Raw genomic sequence first — 17842 nt, 5'->3', positions numbered from 1 at the left:
GCCGGCCGGGCCATCGGGCTCGCGGCAGTGCCCGACCCGGTGTTCTCCGGGGCGATGGTGGGTCCCGGTACGGCCATCGACCCGGTGCGCGAGCCCGGTGAGGCGGTGTCTCCGGTGGACGGGGTGATCGTCTCCCTGCACCCGCACGCCTTCGTCGTCGTGGACGACGCCGGCCACGGAGTGCTGACCCATCTTGGCATCGACACTGTTCAGCTCAATGGAGAGGGCTTCGAGCTGCTGGTGTCGAAGGGCGACACCGTGGCCCGCGGCGAGGCCGTCGTGCGCTGGGACCCGGCAGCCGTCGAGGCGTCGGGGAAGTCCCCGATCTGCCCGGTGGTCGCGCTGGAGGCCACCGCCGACGCACTGACCGAGCTGGTCGAGTCCGCCGACGTGGCGGCCGGTGACACTCTCTTCAGCTGGAAGTAGGCCGGGACCCATGGAGACAACGCTGCAGGGCGTCGGAGTCAGCCACGGTGTGGCGATCGGCGAGGTACGGCACATGGGTACGGCGGTTCTGGAGCCGCCGGCCAAGCAGATCGCGCCCGGGGACACCGCTCGTGAGCAGGGGCGGGCCCGGCAGGCGGTGGAGGCGGTGGCCGCGGACCTCAACGCCAGGGGCCAACTGGCCGGCGGTGAGGCGCAGGCGGTGCTCGAGGCCCAGTCGCTGATGGCGCTCGACCCGGAGCTGATGGCCGACATCGAGCGCAGGGTCGCGGTGGGCAGTACGGCCGAGCGTGCCGCCTACGACGCTTTCGCCTCCTACCGTGCGCTGCTCGCCGGCGCCGGCGACTACCTGGCCGGGCGGGTCGCGGACCTCGATGACGTACGGAACCGGATCGTGGCGCGGCTGCTGGGGGTGCCGATGCCGGGGGTGCCGGACAGTGATGAGCCGTATGTGCTGATCGCGCGGGATCTGGCGCCGGCCGACACTGCGCTGCTCGACCCGGCGCTGGTGCTGGGCTTCGTCACCGAGGAGGGCGGGCCGACCAGTCACAGCGCGATTCTGGCGCGGGCGCTGGGTGTGCCCGCGGTGGTGGCGCTGCCGGGCGCGGGTGAACTGTCCGAAGGGACGGTGATCGCGGTGGACGGCAGCAGCGGCCAGGTGTTCGTCGAGCCGAGCGCGGAGCGGCGCGCCGCGTTGACCGAGGCGGCGGCCGAGCGCAAGGCGGCACTGGCCGCGTCGTCGGGACCGGGTGCGACGTCGGACGGGCACAAGGTGCCGCTGCTGGCGAATGTCGGCGGTCCGGCGGATGTGCCCGCCGCGGTGGCGGCGGGTGCGGAGGGCGTGGGGCTGTTCCGTACCGAGTTCCTCTTCCTGGACGACTCGGCGACGGCGCCGTCGCAGGAGCAGCAGGTCGAGGCGTACCGGCAGGTGCTGACGGCGTTCCCCGGCGGCCGGGTGGTGGTGCGCGTGCTGGACGCGGGCGCCGACAAGCCGCTGGACTTCCTGACGCCGGCGGACGAGCCGAACCCCGCGCTCGGTGTGCGCGGGCTGCGCTCGCTGCTGGACCATCCGGAGGTGCTGCGCACCCAGCTGCGGGCGCTGACGGCGGCCGCGGCCGGGCTGCCGGTGCATCTGGAGGTCATGGCACCGATGGTGGCCGACCGGCAGGACGCGAAGGCGTTCGCCGACGCCTGTCGTGCGGCGGGACTCGCGGCGAAGTTCGGCGCCATGGTGGAGATCCCGTCGGCCGCTCTGCGGGCCAGGTCGATTCTGCGGGAGGTGGAGTTCCTTTCGCTCGGCACGAACGATCTGGCGCAGTACACCTTCGCCGCCGACCGGCAGGTGGGCGCGGTCGCGCGGTTGCAGGACCCGTGGCAGCCCGCGCTGCTCGACCTGGTGGCGCTGGCCGCCGAGGCGGCCAAGGCCGAGGGGAAGAGCTGCGGTGTGTGCGGCGAGGCGGCGGCGGATCCGCTGCTGGCGTGTGTGCTGACCGGTCTCGGTGTCACCAGCCTTTCGATGGGTGCGGCGTCGATTCCTTACGTGCGGGCGACGCTGGCGAAGTACACGCTGGCGCAGTGCGAGCGTGCGGCGGCCGCGGCGCGGGCGACCGACAGCGCGGACGAGGCACGGCGGGCCGTGCAGGGTGTGCTGTCCGGCGAGTAGCCGGCGGGCGGCGGCGGGTCGTCACTGTCCCGGGGAAGGGCGCTTCACCTCGCGGTGGGGCGCCCTTCCGGGTTTCCGGTGCCGCTTAACGGCGTGACGGGCGGGGCGGCCGTCCTGGGTGGCGGCCCGCCCGTCATCGGGGGCGGGGCATGTCGCCGGGGGGCGGCGGTGGCAGCGGGAGGCCGGCCCGGTAGCGCACTCCGGCTTCCGGTGGCACGGGGTCACCGGTGTCGGGGTCGGTGCAGTACGCGTTGAAGACCTCGGCCTCGGTGAGCGGGCGCGGTCCTTCGGGGTGCAGGGACCAGCCGTGGACGGTGTCGGTTCCTTTGTCGGTGGTGCGCAGGACGAGGCCGCCGGGGCGGGCGCTGATCCGGGCGGCGGCCATGACGGTGCAGAGCACCAGCGCCTCGGTGTCGGTGAGGTGGAGTTCGCCGTCGGGGTCCGCGGTGATGCGGGCGGTGGCCAGCAGCGGGTCCCCGTCTGCGGTCGGCAGGCTGCACACGAAGTGGTGGGAGCCGGGGCCGGCGGCCTCGACGATGCGCAGCAGGGTGTGCGAGGCGAGGTCGAAGGCGCAGTGGGCGACGGGTTCTTCGCATTCGGGGCACTGGCCTGCGGCGGCGAGGATGTCGCCTGCCCGGTCCCAGGTGGCGCGGCGGGCGGCTTCGTGGGCGAGCTGGGTGCGCAGCAGCGCGAGGGGCTGCCGGGTGTAGCGGACGGTGGGGCCGGTGGTGCTGATCTCGGCGGTGTAGCGGGTGCGGGAGACGGGGGTGTCCGGTGGCCTGCGGGTGTCGGCGCAGTGGTCGGCGTACTGGTCGGGGTCGAAGAGGGTGACGGTGACGCTGGTGCCCTGGGCGTGCAGGGAGCGCAGCAGCCCGTCCAGGTGGTGCAGATACAGTCCGTAGTCGCGGAAGGGGAAGCTCGGATAGCCGGTCATGGCGGTGAAGTCGTGGTCGTCGAGCAGCAGCCCGACCACGGTGGGTGCCTCCCGGCGCAGGGCGCGGCGGTAGGCGGTGCGCCCTGGCGGGCGATTGCGGGCGGTATATGATGTTTTACGGGTGCGCTTGCGGGCGCGGGTGCGGTCGGGCCTGCGGTCGGCGGTGTGATTCCCGGCGCCGAAGGCGGTGGCGCTCGCGCTGCCGGTGCGAACGCCGGCGCTGCTGGTGCGTGACATCTTTCCCCCTGTGAGCGGATCCGAGTGGTCCCTACTGCTCACTGAATGTAATCGGGACCACTGACAACGGGGCTTCCGCGACCCCCGCGCCGGGTCGGTCGAGGCGGCGCAGGACCATACGGCGCTGGAGGAGCGCGGCGCCGGCGAGGACGGCGCCGAGGCCGAGCCAGCCGGCCGGTCCCGCCGCGATCACGACCGAGGTGAGCAGCAGCGGCCCGACGCAGCGGGAGGTGGACTGCGCGAGGCCGTGCACGCCGACGTAGCTGCCCTGGAGGTGTGCCGGGGCGAGGCTGACGGACAGTTCCCAGGAGACCGCGGACTGGATCATCTCGACGACGGTGAAGGCGATGGCGGCGGCCACCACGGCGACGGTCGCGGCCCACCGGGTGTGCAGGACGGCGACAGCGGTGGCGGCGCATGACAGGACGAACCAGACAGCGACCTGGCGCAGCGAATTGGCGGCGACGCGCGGGGAGTTGCCGTAGCGGGCCAGGCGGACCTGGAGGAGGACGACCAGGACGGTGTTGATGACGAAGACCGCGGCGGCCAGGCCGTGCGGCGCGGTGGTGCGGGTGACGATCCACAGCGGGAGGCCGACGGTGAGCGAGCAGCCGTAGAGGAACATCACCGAGTCGAGTGCGGCGTAGCCGAGGTAGCCCGTGTCGCGCCAGGGGCCGGCCGGGCGCGGCGGCGGGGCGGTGGCGGCCGGTGCGGCGGTGCCCGCGGAAGTGACCGTGCCTGCGCGAGCCGCGGTTCCAGCGGTGGTGACCGGGGCGCCGACCGCGACCGTCCTGGTCGCGGAGGGCGGTTCAGCGCAGCGGGCGACCAGCAGGGCGACGAGTACGAAGGACAGGCTGTCGCCGAGGAGCAGCAGCCGGTAGACGGTGGTGGTGCCCGCGGCCAGGGCGGCGGAGGCGGCGAGGCCGCCGAGGGTGTAGCCGAGGTTGACCACCGTGCGCTGGACGGCCTGGTAGCGGGCGCGGTCCTGGCCGGCGACGCGGGCGGCGAAGAGCTTGGTGAGGACCGAGGCGGAGCGTTCGCCGAGGCTGCCGAGGGCGACCAGCGGCAGGAGTTGCCAGAAGCCGTGCGCGAACAGCAGCAGCAGGCCGGAGGCGGCGCGGACGACCTGGACCGCGAGCAGCACGCGGGTCAGCGGCAGCCGGTCGGCGAGGCGGCCCGCGACCGGCGCGCCCGCGATGCCCGCGACGCCGCCGAGGCCGAGCAGGAGCCCGGTGCTCGCGGTGTCGAGGCCCGCGACAACGACGAAGTAGAGGGCGGTGATCGAGAGCCACAGGCCGGAGCCGGTCTTGTCGACGAGGTTGATCCAGAGCATCCGCCGCCCGTCAGGGCCGCCCGGTATCTCCGGAATCCTCAGTGCCCGCTGCGCCCGTCGCATCATCGGTGCCCCCTGCACGGCCTCACGCCCTCGGCTCGGCGGTGGGGTGCCGTTGCCGCGCACTTGCCACCGCTTTTGTATTGGTACATAATCAACTCTGTGGCGACACAATATGCGATCCAGGGTGCGACGGCCAGGGAGATTTCCGCGTCGGCCGAACACGCGGTCACCGACGGCCAGTTGCGGCCGGGCGAGGCGCTGCCGCCGGTGCGCGCCCTGGCCGACGCGCTCGGGGTGAGCCCGGGCACGGTGGCGACGGCGTACAAGGAGCTGCGGCGCCGCGGCATCGTGGTGACCAGGGGGCGGGGCGGCACGGTGGTGGCGCCCGCTCCCGCGGTGGCCTCGCGGCGTCCGCCGCGGGTGCCGGAGGGGCTGCGGGACCTGGCGGGCGGGCACCCCGACCCGGCGTTCCTGCCCGATCTGGTGCCGCCCGGGCGGCTGTCCCCCGGCGCGCGTTCGCACCGGGCGTCGCCGCGGCTGGCGGAGCTGGAGGAGCTGTCCCGTGCGTGGTTCGCGCGGGACGGGGTGCCGGACGAGCGGGTGACCTTCGCGCACGGCGCGCTGGACTGCATCGCGCGGCTGCTGTCGGTGGAGCTGCGGCCGGGGGACGCGGTGGCGGTGGAGGACCCGGGCTTCCACCATCTGCTCGACCTCGTACCGGCGCTGGGGCTGCGGACGGTCGCGGTGCCGGTGGACGACGAGGGGTTGCGGCCCGAGGGCCTGCGGTCGGCGCTGCGGGCCGGGGCGCGGGCGGTGGTGCTGTGCCCGCGGGCGCAGAATCCGTACGGCTCGCGGATGTCGGCCGGCCGCAGGGCGGAGCTGCTCGCGGTGCTGGCCGGGGCACCCGAGGCGCTGGTGGTGGAGGACGACCACAGCGCCGACACCGCGGGCGGTCCGCTGCACTCGCTGGTGACGGCGGGCGCGGACGGCCCGGCGCGCTGGGCGCACATCCGCACCGTCTCCAAGCATCTGGGCACCGACCTGCGCTGGACGGCGCTGGCATGCGACGCGACCACGCTGGCCCGGCACGACGGGCGGCTGCTGCTGACCTCGGGCTGGATCAGCCATGTGCTCCAGGAGACGGTGGCGCGGCTGATGACCGATCCGGCGACCGGCGCGCTGGTGGCCGGCGCGGCGACGGCGTACCAGGAGCGGCGCGAGGCGCTGATCGCGGCGCTCGCCGGGCACGGGATCGGAGCGCACGGGGTGAGCGGGCTCAACGTCTGGGTGCCGGTACGGGACGAGTCGGCGGTGGTCAACGGGCTGCGGTCGCACGGCTGGTGGGTGGCGGGCGGGGCCCGTTTCCGGATCGCCGCCGCGCCCGGGGTGCGGATCACCACGACGGATCTGTCGGTACCGGACGCGGCGCGGCTGGCCGGTGACTTCGCGGAGGTGCTGGCCGAGTCGCTGAACCCGTACGGGGGTTGACTCGACGTCAGATACGGGCGGAGCGGGTGTCGGCACTCTTGACGGGGGTGGCGCGGGTCACGTATCCAGTGTCCGGGGGGCATTGGTACAGACCAAATGGGAGTCCGATATGCGAAGATCCCTCATCCTCCTCCTCGCGCTCTTCGGCACGCTCGTCCTCTTCCTCGTCCCGACCGCCTCGGCGGCGGGCGGGGCCGGTGCCACCTTCGCCAAGACCTCCGACTGGGGCAGCGGCTACCAGGCGCAGTACACGATCACCAACAGCGGTACGTCGACGCTCGGTTCGTGGAAGGTGGAGTTCGACCTGCCGGCCGGCAGCAGTGTCGGCAGCTACTGGGACGCGCTGCTCACCCAGAGCGGCACGCACTACACCTTCACCAACCGCGACTACAACGGCTCGGTCGCGCCCGGCGCCTCCGCGGCCTTCGGCTGGGTCGGCTCGGGCAGCGGCGTGCCCGCCAACTGCAAGCTGAACGGCGGCTCCTGCGACCCCGGCGGCAGCGCCGGCGGCACCTCCTCCGGTACGTCCGCCGGCACGACGAGCGGGACCAGTACCGGGACCAGTACGGGAACCACGACCGGGACCAGCACCGGCACGACGAGCGGCACGACCACCGGCACCACCGGCGGCGGTGGCACTCCCCCTGCCGGCCCGATCCACACCGCGCCCTACGTGGACATGGGTGCCTGGCCCACCCCCAGCCTCACCGCGATGTCCCAGGCGAGCGGGATCAAGAGCTTCACGCTGGCCTTCGTCACGTCGGCCGGCTGCAAGGCGAGCTGGTTCAACGCCTATGACCCGCGCCAGGCATGGGCCAAGGACCAGATCGACGCCGTCAGGGCGGCCGGCGGCGATGTGAAGGTGTCCTTCGGCGGCGCCAGCGGTATCGAACTCGCCCAGGCCTGCACCTCGGCGGACGCGCTCGCCGCCGAATACGCGGCCGTCGTGGACGCGTACCACCTGACCTATGCCGACTTCGACATCGAGGGGTCGGCGGTCGCCGAGCCCGCGTCGATCGCGCTGCGCTCCCAGGCGCTGGCCAAGCTCCAGCAGACCCACCCGGGGCTGCGGATCTCGCTGACCCTGCCGGTGCTGCCCGAGGGCCTGACCGCGGACGGCCTCAACGTGGTCACCTCCGCCAAGAACGCCGGCGTCACCCTCGACCTGGTCAACCTGATGGCCATGGACTACTACCGCAGCGCCGACTACGGCGACGCGGCGGTCCAGGCGGCCACCAGCACCCAGGCCCAGCTCAAGTCGCTCTACCCGGCCAAGACCGACGCCCAGCTGTGGGCGATGCTCGGGGTGACGCCGATGCTCGGCCAGAACGACGACGGGCACGTCTACGACCAGGCCGACGCCCGCCAGCTGGTCTCCTTCGCGCAGGGCAAGCACCTGGGCCTGCTGTCGTTCTGGGAGGAGGGGCGGGACGCCAACGCCTGCAACGGCGCGCTGTACAAGTGCACCAACGTCGCGCAGGCACCGTACGACTTCTCGAAGATCTTCGCGGGCTACACCGGCTGACCCTCCCGCGGGAGTGCTTCTACGGGCGGCCGGCCGCGCGTTCGGCGCCCAGCCGCTCGTAGAAGCGCAGCACATCGAGGTCGTCCACGGAGCCGGGGTTGACGGCCTTGTCCAGCGCGGCGCCCTGGAGCAGCCGCTTGACCGGGACCTCGATGCGCTTGCCGGTCAGGGTGTGCGGGACACCGGGCACCGCGATGATCTCGTCGGGCACATGGCGCGGCGACAACTCGGCGCGGATCGCGGCGGCGACCCGGTCGCGCAGCGCGTCGTCCAAGTCCGCGCCGTCCGCGAGCCGTACGAACAGCGGCATCCAGTAGCCCCCGTCCGGCTCCTCGATGCCGATGACCAGGGACTCGCGGATCTCCGGGAGGCGTTCGACGACCTCGTAGATGTCGGCCGAACCCATGCGGACGCCCTGCCGGTTGAGCGTGGAGTCGGAGCGGCCGTGGATGACCACGGTGCCGCGCGAGGTCAGCGTGATCCAGTCGCCGTGCCGCCACGCTCCGGGGAACATCTCGAAGTAGCTGTCGCGGTAGCGGGTGCCGTCCGGGTCGTTCCAGAAGCGCACCGGCATCGACGGCATGGGATTGGTGACGACCATCTCGCCGACCTCGTCGACGACCGGGCGGCCTTGCGCGTCCCAGGCCTGGAGGTCGGTACCGAGGCAGGCGGCCTGCAGCTCGCCGACGTGGACGGGAAGTGTCGGCACTCCGCCGGCGAAGCAGCTGCAGACGTCGGTGCCGCCGCTGACCGAGGCGATCCACAGGTCGGCGGCGACCTCGTCGTGCAGCCAGCGGAAGCCGTCGGGCGGCAGCGGCGAGCCGGTGGTGGCGACACAGCTGATCCGCGACAGGTCGAAGTCCCGCCCGGGGTGCACGTCGGCCTTGCGGCAGGCGATGACGTAGGCGGCGGAGGTGCCGAAGACGGTGGTGCCGGTCTGCTCGGCCACCCGCCACTGCGCCTCGATCGCCGGATGGCCGGGGCTGCCGTCGTAGAGGACCACGGTGGCGCCGACCAGCAGCCCGGACACCAGGAAATTCCACATCATCCAGCCGGTGGAGGTGTACCAGAAGAAGCGGTCGTCGGGGCCGAGGTCGAGGTGCAGGCCGGTCTGCTTGAGGTGTTCGAGCAGGATGCCGCCCTGGGACTGGACGATCGCCTTGGGCAGCCCGGTGGTGCCCGACGAGTACAGCACCCACAGCGGGTGGTCGAACGGCACCTGCTCATAGGCGGGTTGCGGATCGTCGGCGACCAGATCGCGCCATTCCAGGGCGCCTTCGGGCGCCGGGGTGCCCAGCAGCGGGATGTGCACGGTCGCGCGCAGCGACGGCAGTGCGGCCCGGGTCTCGGCGACGACGCCGGTCCTGTCGTGCTCCTTGCCGCCGTAGCGGTAGCCGTCGACCGTGAACAGCACCACGGGCTCGACCTGCTGGAAGCGGTCCAGGACGCTGCGGGCGCCGAAGTCGGGAGCGCAGGAGGTCCACACACCGCCCACCGCGGCGGTGGCGAGCAGCGCGACGGCGGCCTGCGGGATGTTGGGCAGATAGCCGCTGACCCGGTCGCCAGGGGTGACGCCGAGCCGGCGGAGCGCCGCGGCGAGCGAGGCGACCTGCCGGGACAGCTCGGCCCAGCTCAGGATGCCGGTCTCCATGCGCTCGTCGACGTACAGCACGGCGGGCAGCCCGGCGCGGGCGGTGTCCAGGGCGGGCCGCAGCGCGTGCTCGGCGTAGTTGACGGTCGCACCGGGGAACCAGCGGGCGCCGGGCATCGAGTCGTCGGCCAGGACGGCGTCGTAGGGGGCGCCGAAGCGTACGTCGTACCACTCGGTGAGCGCCTGCCAGAAGGCCGCCGTCTCGCGCACCGACCAGGCGTGCAGTGCCGCGTAACCGCCCCGCGGGTCGTCGGGCAGGACGGCGGGGGCGCCGAAGCGCTCGTGCGCCCAGCGCTGGAAACGGGTCACCGAAGCGCGGGCGACGCGTTCGGGTCCCGGTGTCCACAGGGCTTCCGGCGCGAGGTCGGCTTCGGGCTTGCTGGTCATGGGGCGGCTCCAGGACGGTCCACGGCACGGCTGGTCAGGACGATGCCATGCGATCGTCCGGCGCGCCAGGGCGGGTCGCGGACCGCGGGTCGCACCCGAAGGTGAACACCGGCTGAACGTGCGGCGCGGCAGGCCCGGGCAGTGGAAAGGTGGGGGTCATGGATGTTCGGGACCTGCTGCGGTCGCTACGGATGGCGGGTTCCGCCCAGGGACGGCGTACGGCCAGATCCGCCTGGCGGCGGCGGCGCACCGACGCCAGGGACCTGCCGGGGCACCGCGCGGAGCGGGCCAGGGTGCCGGGGGCGGCGGTGGCGGCCGAGCCGGCGCCGGGCGGCGGCACGATCCGCTTCGCCCGGTCGGTGCTCCAGGTGCGGGTCGGGGTCGGCGGCGCGGTCTTCTGCGGCTGGGACGGTGCGCAGCCCGAGCCGTCGTACGCGGTCGCGGCCACCCCGAAGTGGGGCTCGCCGCGGGAGCGGGCGGCCGGCGGGTGCCCCGAGGCGGACCCGCGGGCGCTGCTCGAACCCGACCCGGACGGCTGGCGGGTGGTGTCGGAGCGGGTGACGGTGCGGGTCTCCCGGCACGGCGCGGTGGAGATCCGCACCCCGGGCGGCAAGCTGCTGCGCCGGGAACTGCCGCCGCGCTGGTGGGACCCGGTGGGCGCGGAGCAGGGCCGGGGCGGGGCGCGCTGGGTGCAGCGCTCCGAGACACCGGCCGACGCCCGGGTCTACGGCCTGGGCGGCCGGGCGGCGGGACCGCGGCTGGCGGCGGGCTCCTACCGGCTGTGGAACACCGACCCCGGCGGTTCCTTCGAGCCGGGCGACGACCCGCTGTACATCACGATGCCGGTCCAGCTGGTGGTCGCCGACGCGGGCTGCCACCTGGTCTTCCACGACAACTCCTGGGACGGCCGGGTCACCTTGCGGGACGGCGAGGAGGGCGCGGGCTCGGGTCACGACCGGGAAGGCGGCTGCGAACTGCGGATGGACGGCGGCCCGCTGCGCTACTGGGTGATCACCGGGACGCCCTCGCGCGTCCTGGCCGGCTGGACCGCGCTGACCGGGCGGCCCGCGGTGCCGCCGCGCTGGGCGCTGGGCTACCACCACTCGCGGTGGGGCTTCGGCAGCGAGCGGGAGGTGCGCAGGGTCGTCGACGGCTACCGCGAGCGCGGGCTGCCGCTGGCGGTGCTGCACCTGGACATCGACCACTTCGACGGCCACCGGATCTTCACCGCCGACCCGGAGCGCTTCCCCGACCTGCCGGGTCTCGCCCGCGACGTGGCCGCGCAGGGGGTGCGCCTGGTGTCGATCGTGGACCCGGCGGTGAAGGCCGAGCCGGGGCTGGCGGTCTACGACGGGGGCCGGGCGGTGGACGCGTTCGTACGGGACGCGCGCGGCCGGGAGGTCAGGGGCGTGGTGTGGCCGGGCGACGCGGTCTTCCCCGACTTCACCGACCCCCGGGTGCGCGCGTGGTGGGGCGGCCTGTACGCCGAGCGGCTCGCGCAGGGCTTCGCCGGGGTGTGGCACGACATGAACGAGCCGGTGTCCTTCGCCGCTTTCGGCGACGCCACCTTGCCGCGTTCGGCCCGGCACGCGCTGGAGGGCCGCGGCGGCGACCATCGCGAGGCGCACAACGTCTACGCGCTGGCGATGGCCCGCGCCGGATACGACGGGCTGTGCGAACTGCGCCCGGAGCAACGCCCCTTCCTCTTCTCCCGGTCGGGCTGGGCGGGCATGCAGCGGTACGGCGGCACCTGGTCGGGCGATGTGGCGACCGGCTGGGCGGGGCTGCGCGCGTCGCTGGCGCTGGTGCTGGGGCTCGGCCTGTGCGGGGTGCCGTACTCGGGTCCCGACGTGGGCGGTTTCACCGGGTCGCCGTCGCCCGAGCTGTATCTGCGCTGGTTCCAGCTGGGCGCGTATCTGCCGTTCTTCCGTACGCATTCGGCGATCGACGCGGGGCACCGCGAGCCGTGGGAGTTCGGGCCCGAGGTGCTGGCGCACGCCGGGGCCGCGCTGGCGGGCCGGGGCAGGCTGCTGCCGTACCTGGACACCCTGGCGCATGTCGCGCACCGCACCGGGGCGCCGTACGTGCGCCCGCTGTGGTGGAATTCGCCCGGCGACCGGGCGCTGCGGGACTGCGGTGACGCCTTCCTGCTGGGTGACTCGCTGCTGGTCGCGCCGGTGCTCGAAGCGGGCGCCAGGACCCGGTCGGTACGGCTGCCGCGCGGGCTCTGGTACGACACCGCGACCGGTGAGCCGCACCGCGGGCGCGCGCAGGTGCTGCTCGACGCGCCGCTGGGCCGCATCCCGGTGCTGGCGCGCGCGGGCGCGGTGCTGCCGGTGGCGGGCGCGGACGGCAGGACGGAGCTGGAGGTGTGGGCGCCGCGGCAGGGGAGGACCGGCGGCGGGGTGGTCTTCACCGGCGACCCCGAGGGGTGGGCCAAACCGCGGATGGAGCGCTTCGTGTCGCGGTGGGCGGACGGCGCGGTGGTCGTCGAGCGGGACGGCGGGGCGACGCCCGCCTACACCGTACGGGTGCGCGGCGCCGGTTCGTAGCCGCCGGCGAACCAGCGCCCCGCCGCCAGGGTGTGCAGCGGGAAGCCCAGTTCCTGCGGGGCGTCCAGCAGTTGGTGGCCCTCGGTCTCGTCCGTCGGTACGGACGGCGGCAGTTCGCCGGCGTCGCGCTCCGGCAGCAGCCCGAACAGCAGCAGATAGCCGCCGGCCTCGTCGGTGAGGGCGTCGGCGAGTACGACGTCGGAGTCGGCGGCGGTGATGCCGGTCTCCTCGGCCAGTTCGCGGGTCACCGCGTGCTGCCAGCTCTCGCCGTGGTCGATGAAGCCGCCGGGCAGCGCCAGCAGGCCGCGGCTGGGCTCGATGGTGCGGCGGATGACGACCAGGCCGGTGCCCCGCGGCCCGCGGACCGGCAGCAGGGCGACGGCGACCGGCGAGGGATTGCGGTAGGCGAAGGTGCCGCAGCCCGGGCAGCGGCGCGGCCAGCCGGCGTCGGCCGGGTAGCGCGTACCGCACGAGGAGCAGTGGGAGTTCTTCACCGGGTGCGTCACCGCGGGCTCCATCGGGGGCTCCGTCGAAGGCGTCGTCGGGGGTTCTGGCACGGCAGCGGACACGCCCGGACTGTATCCGATCACCTGTCGCGGCACGCCCGGGACCTGATAGGCCAGAGGGATGCCGAAACTCACTTCTCTCCTGCGGGCACTCGCCGTGCCTCTCGTCACACTGGTCGCGGTCGCCGCGGGCGGTCCGGCCCAGGCGCGTTCCGGGCATCCGGGGCATCAGGAGCCCACGGCGCCCGCGCAGTTCGTCGCGCTGCGGGACGTGGACCCGACGATCATCCAGGAGATGCGGTACTACAGCCCGCACAACTTCACCGGCGCGCCGGTCGACGGCTACCGCGCACCGATGTGCATCCTGACCAGGGCCGCGGCCGAGGGCCTGCACCGGGCGCAGGTGCGGCTGCTGCGCAGCGGCCACTCCCTCAAGGTCTACGACTGCTACCGGCCGCAGCGCGCCGTCGACACCTTCGTCACCTGGGCGGAGGACCTGGACGACACCAGGATGAAGGCGGAGTTCTACCCGCAGGTCGACAAGACCCGCTTGTTCGCGGACGGTTACATCGCCGCGAAATCCGGGCACAGCCGCGGCAGCACCATGGACCTGACGATCGTCCCGCTGCCGGCCAGGCCCACCCGCCCCTACCGTCCCGGTGAGCCGCTGACGCCGTGCTACGGCCCGAAGGACCAGCGCTTCCCCGACAATTCCCTGGACATGGGCACCGGCTTCGACTGCTTCGACACCCTCGCCCACACCCTCGACCCGCGGGTCCATGGCGTCCAGCACGCCAACCGGATGCTGCTCATGAACGCCCTGGACGCGCAGGGCTTCACCAACCTCCCCGAGGAGTGGTGGCACTACACGCTCGCTGCCGAGCCCTTCCCCGGCACGTATTTCGACTTCCCCGTGGACCGCGGGTCCCTGAGGCGCTGACGGGCGGGTCCCGAGGACTCCAGCATCACCGGCGCCCCGAGCAGTGACCCGATCGCCGCGCTCCAGTGGCGCGGGTCGCGGCCCGGGGTGTCCCACACGGCGGGCGACGCGCGCAGCATCCGCCCGGTCAGCTCCGCCTGCCGCGCCAGGTCGCCGGGCGGCCCGGCCGGGAGGCGTTCGACCAGGGCGCCGTCGAGGCCGTAGGCGCGGCAGATCCGCAGCGAACGGCACCGGCGGGGCGCGTCGAGGTGGGTGACGGCCAGGGCGTCCACTCCCCCGCAGACCTCGGCCGCGTAGGTGTGCGCGACCGCGTCGAAGTGGCCGACGCGGAAGGCGCCCTGCCAGCGGCCGTGGCCGTTGTGCGGTTCCGGCAGCAGCGCGTTCAGCTCGGGGTCCTCGGTGACCAGCGGCCCGGGCCCGTGCCGGGTGGTGTACGTGCGCACCACCCCCAGCCGCAGCCCCTCGCCCGCCGCGCCCGCCTCGGCCAGCAGCGTCTCGGCATTGCCGAAGGTGGTGGTCGACCAGGTGGTGTACGGGTGGAAGCCGTGCCATTCGTCCAGCAGGACGCCCTGGGCGCCCTCGAAGACCAGCGGCCCCCGCGCGGCCAGTTCGCGCAGCCGGGTCCCGTCGGTGAGCCGGACGGCGCGGGCGAAGGCGGTGTACGCCTCGGCGCACGCCTCCACCGGCGGTGCGGGCAGCGGGCCGAGTTCGTCGGTGAGCCGGTCCCGCAGCAGCCGCAGCCGGCGCAGCAGCCGGGGGCGTGACGCGCAGTCGCCCGCGGTCGGCGCGTCGTCCCGGTGGGCCAGCGCGTAACGGGCGGTCTCCCCGACCCCCATCCCGCACGAGCCGTGCCGGTCCTCGCCCCTGGCCTGCTCGCGCAGGCGGTTGGCGGCCGCGTGGTAGGGCGTGGTCAGCGGGGCGTCCCGGTCGACGCCGAGCAGCGCGTACGGGTCGGGGACGCCGAGCGCGCGCAGGTGGTCGGCCTCGGCGGCCAGCGCGAGCGGGTCCACCGCGGTGAAGCGGGAGAGCTGGGTGGGCACCCCGCGCAGGGTGCCCGAGCCGAACTGGGCGAAGGTGTGGTGCCGGCCGTCGGAGGTGACGACGTTGTGGGCGGCCTGGGCGCCGCCGTTGAAGCGGACGACGGCGGCGACCCCGCCGCCCTGGCAGAGCCGGTCGACGGTGGCGCCCTTGCCCGCGTCGCCGAAGCCGAGGTCCACGACGAGGGTGTGCCGGCGTATCGGCCCTGCCGGGGCCGGGGTCGCGCCCGTCACCGGCCCGACAGCGCCCGCGCGACCGAGTCGACCGCCGTGGAGCCGACGTCGGCCAGGTCGGCCAGGCCGGTGGCGAGGTCGATGGCCTCCTCGCCCAGGCCGACGGTCAGCGCGATGGTCTCGCAGACCGCGTCGAGGTCGTCCAGCTCGATGACGTTCTGGCCCAGCAGGCGGCGCCACAGGGTGAGGACTTCGGAGTTTCCCGCGTGGGAGGCGCCGGCCGGGAGGATGTAGTGGACGTGGAATCTGCGCTTCAGCTCGGCGAGGATGTCCTGGACGGGGATGTCGTGCGGGATCGTCTCACCGAGGACGGCGCGCACTTCGCGGGCCTTGACCTTGCCGTAGGGCATCTCGTCGCCGATGAGGAAGAGGTAGCCGCGCCGGCCGCGCTTGTCGTGGCAGTCCAGCGCGGTGTGCCGGGCCATGGCGTAGAGCGCGAGTTCGTACGACTCGGTCATCTGGCCGCCGCCCCCGCCCTCCAGCAGGATGTTGCCGAGGTCGTCGTCCATCCGGTTGTCGGACTCGAACTGGCCGAGTTGGAGCGGGACCTGGTCGCAGGTGGCGTCGCCGACCGCGCCGAAGAGGATCTGCGGGTCCTGGACGTAGCCCTTGCGCAGCAGCAGGCCGAACAGCTCGGGCAGTTTGGTCTGCAGGGTGCGCGGGACGCCGCCCATGGAGCCGGTGACGTCGAAGAGGACGGAGATGGCCAGCGAGGTGGGGTGCTCGACGGAGTCGCGGCTCTCGCGGACGGTCAGGCCGTGCGGGTCGAGCGACTGGTGCGCGCGCCAGGTGTTCCTGGGTGCGCTGTGCCTGACGTGGTCGCTGTAGGCGAAGGCGCCGGTGCCGGAGGCGGCTCGGTAGCGCTCGGCGGCGTCGTAGACGTTGGTGGACCAGCTTCCGCTGCCCATGGTGTGTCCCCCTTGCGGTGTGGTGTGCGGTGCGGTGTGCGGTGGTGCGGGCCGGTCACGCGGGACGCGCGGCCGGCATCGTGAACGGCCGGAAGGTGCGCGGGCCGTAGAGCCTTTCCAGCAGGTCGTCCAGTTCGGCGAGCAGCCGCCAGGCGTCCTGCGGGCGCCGGTGCTGCTCGGGCAGGGTGCAGCCGCGCAGGAAGGCGCGCAGCGGTGCCGGTGCGAGGTCGCCGATCAGCCCGCCGACGCACAGCGACGCCAGGTGGATGTCGGTGGCCGGGGTCGCCGGCAGGTGCGCCGCGGCCTCCGGCGGATAGCTGCCGGCGTGCTGGTGCAGCAGGACGGGGAGGTCGGTGCCGGTCGCGGTGGCGTAGCACCAGTCGACCAGGACCAGGCCGTGCATCTCCGGGTGGATCAGCACGTGTTCGGGGAAGACCGCGCCGTGGATCAGCCGGGCGCGGTGCGCCCAGCCCAGCGCGGTCAGCAGCCGCCGCCACATCCAGGCGGCGTCCCGCGGGTCGAGTCCGCCGGGGTGGGCCGCGGCGACCTCGGCGAGGGTGTGGAATCCGGTGAGCGCGGCGAGGGCGTTCACCACGTGCTCGGTGCCGTCGTCGTGCCGCTGCCGGAAGCTCTCGATCAAGGTCGGCGCGTAGGCGCGGTGGCGTGCCTCGCCAACCGTGCGCAGCCGGGTCAGGACGTCGGCCTCGTGCTCCATCAGGTCGTTGTCCCGCGGTTGGCGGGGGATCTTGAGTACGGCCGCGCGGCGGTCGCCGTCGTGGTCGTAGCGGGCGGTGCGCAGGGTGGCGAGGTCGCCGTCGGCGAGCACCGGGCCGAGGAGGTAGGTGTGGCGCGGGCCGGCGATGGTCTGCTGCCGGGCGTGCCAGGCGGCGGTGAGGCGGGCGAAGGCCGCGGCGGCCCGGTCGGTGCGGCCGGCCGGAGCGGTGTCGGGGTGCAGCAGCAGGGCGAGGCGGCGGTAGTGCCGGGCGGCGTCGCGCGGGTCGGCGGGGAAGCCGTCGGCCAGGGCGGCGAGGGCGGCGTCGAAGTCGGCCGGGCGGACACGGGCGGCGGCTGGACCTGGCCCGGCGGCAGCGGTGGCGGGGCGGGGCCCGGCGGCGGTCATCGCACCCCCGCCTCGCGGTCGGGGCGCAGCAGCGCCGGGTGCAGCAGCCGGGCGTCGCCTGCCCGGTAGAGGCGGGCGCGCGGTCCGCCGCGGCTGCCGGGCCGGGAGTCGGTCTCGCCGGTGGACTCCACGAAGCCGGGTACGGACAGCACCTTGCGGTGGAAATTCCCGGCGTGCAGCGGCGCGCCCCACACCGTCTCGTAGACCGCCCGCAGTTCGGTGATCGTGAAGGTCTCGCCGAGGAAGGCGGTGGCCAGCGGGGTGTACTCGATCTTCGCCCTGGCCCGCTCCAGACCGTCGGCGAGGATGCGCCCGTGGTCGAAGGCGAGCCCTCCGGCGTCGTCGGGACCGGGCCGGCGGCCGGTACCACCCCCGTAGGTTCCGGACCGCCGACCCTGCTCGAAGGGACGCGGACCTGCCGCGTCCGGTTGCCCCCGCGGTGATATTGCTTCGACCGGCAGCCAGCCCGCTCCCGCCGCGTCGCCGCCCGGCTGCGCGTCCGGCAGTCCGGGGGCGAAGGCGAGGTAGGCGACCGAGACCACGTGCATCCGGGGGTCGCGCTGCGGGCTGCCGTAGGACCCGAGCTGTTCGAGGTGGACCCGGCCGAGCGCGGCGGCGTCCAGACCGGTCTCCTCGGCCAGCTCGCGGGCCGCGGCCTCGTCGAGCGATTCGCGGCCGGCCCGCACGAAGCCGCCGGGCAGGGCCCAGCGGCCGGCGAAGGGCGGCCCGCCGCGCTGCACGGCGAGCACCTCCAGCCGGCCCGTGCGCAGCGTCAGCGCCACCACGTCCACGGTGACGGCGATCGGGTCGAAGGCACGCGGGTCGTACTCGGCCAGGAAGTCCCGTTCCGCCTGTGTGCCGCCGTCCGGATCCGTCATGA

The 17842-nt window shown here is 74.2% G+C and carries 14 protein-coding genes (1 of these 14 running past the window's edge); 6 read left to right on the top strand and 8 right to left on the bottom strand.

The annotated features are described in order from the left end of the window. Positions 1-426: the 3' portion of a PTS sugar transporter subunit IIA gene (locus OHA86_RS33330; protein ID WP_329181372.1), read on the top strand. The gene continues 24 nt to the left of window position 1, outside the view; 426 of the gene's 450 nt are visible here — the last part of the coding sequence; its start codon lies off the left edge, out of view; it ends in the stop codon at positions 424-426. A 10-nt stretch (positions 427-436) separates the two neighbouring features. Continuing rightward, complete coding sequence (gene ptsP, locus OHA86_RS33325; protein WP_329181370.1) at positions 437-2107, top strand: phosphoenolpyruvate--protein phosphotransferase; 1671 nt, start codon at positions 437-439, stop codon at positions 2105-2107. A 133-nt stretch (positions 2108-2240) separates the two neighbouring features. On the opposite strand, the gene OHA86_RS33320 is transcribed toward ptsP, so the two are convergent. Together OHA86_RS33320 and OHA86_RS33315 are read right to left on the bottom strand one after the other, a co-directional pair. Continuing rightward, complete coding sequence (locus OHA86_RS33320; protein ID WP_329181369.1) at positions 2241-3278, bottom strand: hypothetical protein; 1038 nt, start codon at positions 3276-3278, stop codon at positions 2241-2243. A gap of 31 nt (positions 3279-3309) precedes the next feature. Then, complete coding sequence (locus OHA86_RS33315) at positions 3310-4611, bottom strand: MFS transporter (protein ID WP_329181367.1); 1302 nt, start codon at positions 4609-4611, stop codon at positions 3310-3312. A gap of 162 nt (positions 4612-4773) precedes the next feature. On the opposite strand from OHA86_RS33315, the gene OHA86_RS33310 reads away from it, so the two are divergent. Both OHA86_RS33310 and OHA86_RS33305 read left to right on the top strand, forming a co-directional pair. Beyond that, entirely contained in the window at positions 4774-6102 is a 1329-nt protein-coding gene (locus OHA86_RS33310) for an aminotransferase class I/II-fold pyridoxal phosphate-dependent enzyme (RefSeq protein WP_329181366.1), read from the top strand. Between the two features lie 109 nt (positions 6103-6211). After that, entirely contained in the window at positions 6212-7627 is a 1416-nt protein-coding gene (locus tag OHA86_RS33305; RefSeq protein ID WP_329181365.1) for a cellulose binding domain-containing protein, read from the top strand. A gap of 19 nt (positions 7628-7646) precedes the next feature. Here OHA86_RS33305 and OHA86_RS33300 read toward each other — a convergent pair whose 3' ends face one another. Continuing rightward, positions 7647-9665 carry an acetoacetate--CoA ligase gene (locus tag OHA86_RS33300; protein ID WP_329181364.1) on the bottom strand — a complete coding sequence of 673 codons (2019 nt, stop codon included), beginning with the start codon at positions 9663-9665 and terminating at the stop codon, positions 7647-7649. Positions 9666-9823: 158 nt separating this feature from the next. On the opposite strand from OHA86_RS33300, the gene OHA86_RS33295 reads away from it, so the two are divergent. Then, positions 9824-12217 (top strand): glycoside hydrolase family 31 protein, encoded by a 2394-nt coding sequence (locus tag OHA86_RS33295; protein ID WP_329181362.1) that lies wholly within the window; start codon positions 9824-9826, stop codon positions 12215-12217. Here the strand turns inward: OHA86_RS33295 and OHA86_RS33290 are convergent. Continuing rightward, complete coding sequence (locus OHA86_RS33290) at positions 12184-12735, bottom strand: NUDIX domain-containing protein (protein WP_329181360.1); 552 nt, start codon at positions 12733-12735, stop codon at positions 12184-12186. The two genes, OHA86_RS33295 and OHA86_RS33290, sit on opposite strands and share 34 nt — an antisense overlap. Positions 12736-12844: 109 nt before the next feature. Between OHA86_RS33290 and OHA86_RS33285 the strand changes: the two genes are divergently transcribed. Continuing rightward, positions 12845-13663 carry a M15 family metallopeptidase gene (locus OHA86_RS33285; protein ID WP_329181358.1) on the top strand — a complete coding sequence of 273 codons (819 nt, stop codon included), beginning with the start codon at positions 12845-12847 and terminating at the stop codon, positions 13661-13663. Here the strand turns inward: OHA86_RS33285 and OHA86_RS33280 are convergent. The 4 genes from OHA86_RS33280 to OHA86_RS33265 are packed head-to-tail and all read right to left on the bottom strand — an operon-like array spanning position 13588 to position 17840. Next, the gene (locus OHA86_RS33280; RefSeq protein ID WP_329181357.1) at positions 13588-14934 is read right to left on the bottom strand and encodes an adenylosuccinate synthetase; all 1347 of its coding nucleotides are present in this window, start codon (positions 14932-14934) and stop codon (positions 13588-13590) included. The two genes, OHA86_RS33285 and OHA86_RS33280, sit on opposite strands and share 76 nt — an antisense overlap. After that, on the bottom strand, positions 14931-15842 hold the full coding sequence (locus tag OHA86_RS33275) for a hypothetical protein (RefSeq protein WP_329181356.1): 912 nt from the start codon (positions 15840-15842) through the stop codon (positions 14931-14933). The genes OHA86_RS33280 and OHA86_RS33275 overlap by 4 nt, the downstream gene beginning before the upstream one ends. A gap of 55 nt (positions 15843-15897) precedes the next feature. Next, positions 15898-16962 carry a molecular chaperone DnaJ gene (locus tag OHA86_RS33270; protein ID WP_329181354.1) on the bottom strand — a complete coding sequence of 355 codons (1065 nt, stop codon included), beginning with the start codon at positions 16960-16962 and terminating at the stop codon, positions 15898-15900. Then, entirely contained in the window at positions 16959-17840 is an 882-nt protein-coding gene (locus OHA86_RS33265; protein ID WP_329181353.1) for an NUDIX hydrolase, read from the bottom strand. Before OHA86_RS33265 ends, OHA86_RS33270 begins: the two co-directional genes overlap by 4 nt. Positions 17841-17842: the final 2 nt, after the last annotated feature.

The sequence above is a fragment of the Streptomyces sp. NBC_01477 genome (assembly GCF_036227245.1).
GTDB lineage: Bacteria > Actinomycetota > Actinomycetes > Streptomycetales > Streptomycetaceae > Actinacidiphila.
Note: the sequence above shows the minus strand (reverse complement) of the source record. Positions and strands in the feature narration are given on the sequence as shown.

Excerpts from the sequence above, each read along its gene's own strand:
- OHA86_RS33275 (WP_329181356.1), bottom strand. The coding sequence starts at position 15,842 with ATGGGCAGCGGAAGCTGGTCCACCAACGTCTACGACGCCGCCGAGCGC.
- ptsP (WP_329181370.1), top strand. The coding sequence starts at position 437 with ATGGAGACAACGCTGCAGGGCGTCGGAGTCAGCCACGGTGTGGCGATC.
- OHA86_RS33270 (WP_329181354.1), bottom strand. The coding sequence starts at position 16,962 with ATGACCGCCGCCGGGCCCCGCCCCGCCACCGCTGCCGCCGGGCCAGGT.
- OHA86_RS33295 (WP_329181362.1), top strand. The coding sequence starts at position 9,824 with ATGGATGTTCGGGACCTGCTGCGGTCGCTACGGATGGCGGGTTCCGCC.
- OHA86_RS33305 (WP_329181365.1), top strand. The coding sequence starts at position 6,212 with ATGCGAAGATCCCTCATCCTCCTCCTCGCGCTCTTCGGCACGCTCGTC.
- OHA86_RS33285 (WP_329181358.1), top strand. The coding sequence starts at position 12,845 with ATGCCGAAACTCACTTCTCTCCTGCGGGCACTCGCCGTGCCTCTCGTC.
- OHA86_RS33315 (WP_329181367.1), bottom strand. The coding sequence starts at position 4,611 with ATGCTCTGGATCAACCTCGTCGACAAGACCGGCTCCGGCCTGTGGCTC.
- OHA86_RS33265 (WP_329181353.1), bottom strand. The coding sequence starts at position 17,840 with ATGACGGATCCGGACGGCGGCACACAGGCGGAACGGGACTTCCTGGCC.
- OHA86_RS33320 (WP_329181369.1), bottom strand. The coding sequence starts at position 3,278 with ATGTCACGCACCAGCAGCGCCGGCGTTCGCACCGGCAGCGCGAGCGCC.
- OHA86_RS33300 (WP_329181364.1), bottom strand. The coding sequence starts at position 9,665 with ATGACCAGCAAGCCCGAAGCCGACCTCGCGCCGGAAGCCCTGTGGACA.
- OHA86_RS33290 (WP_329181360.1), bottom strand. The coding sequence starts at position 12,735 with ATGGAGCCCGCGGTGACGCACCCGGTGAAGAACTCCCACTGCTCCTCG.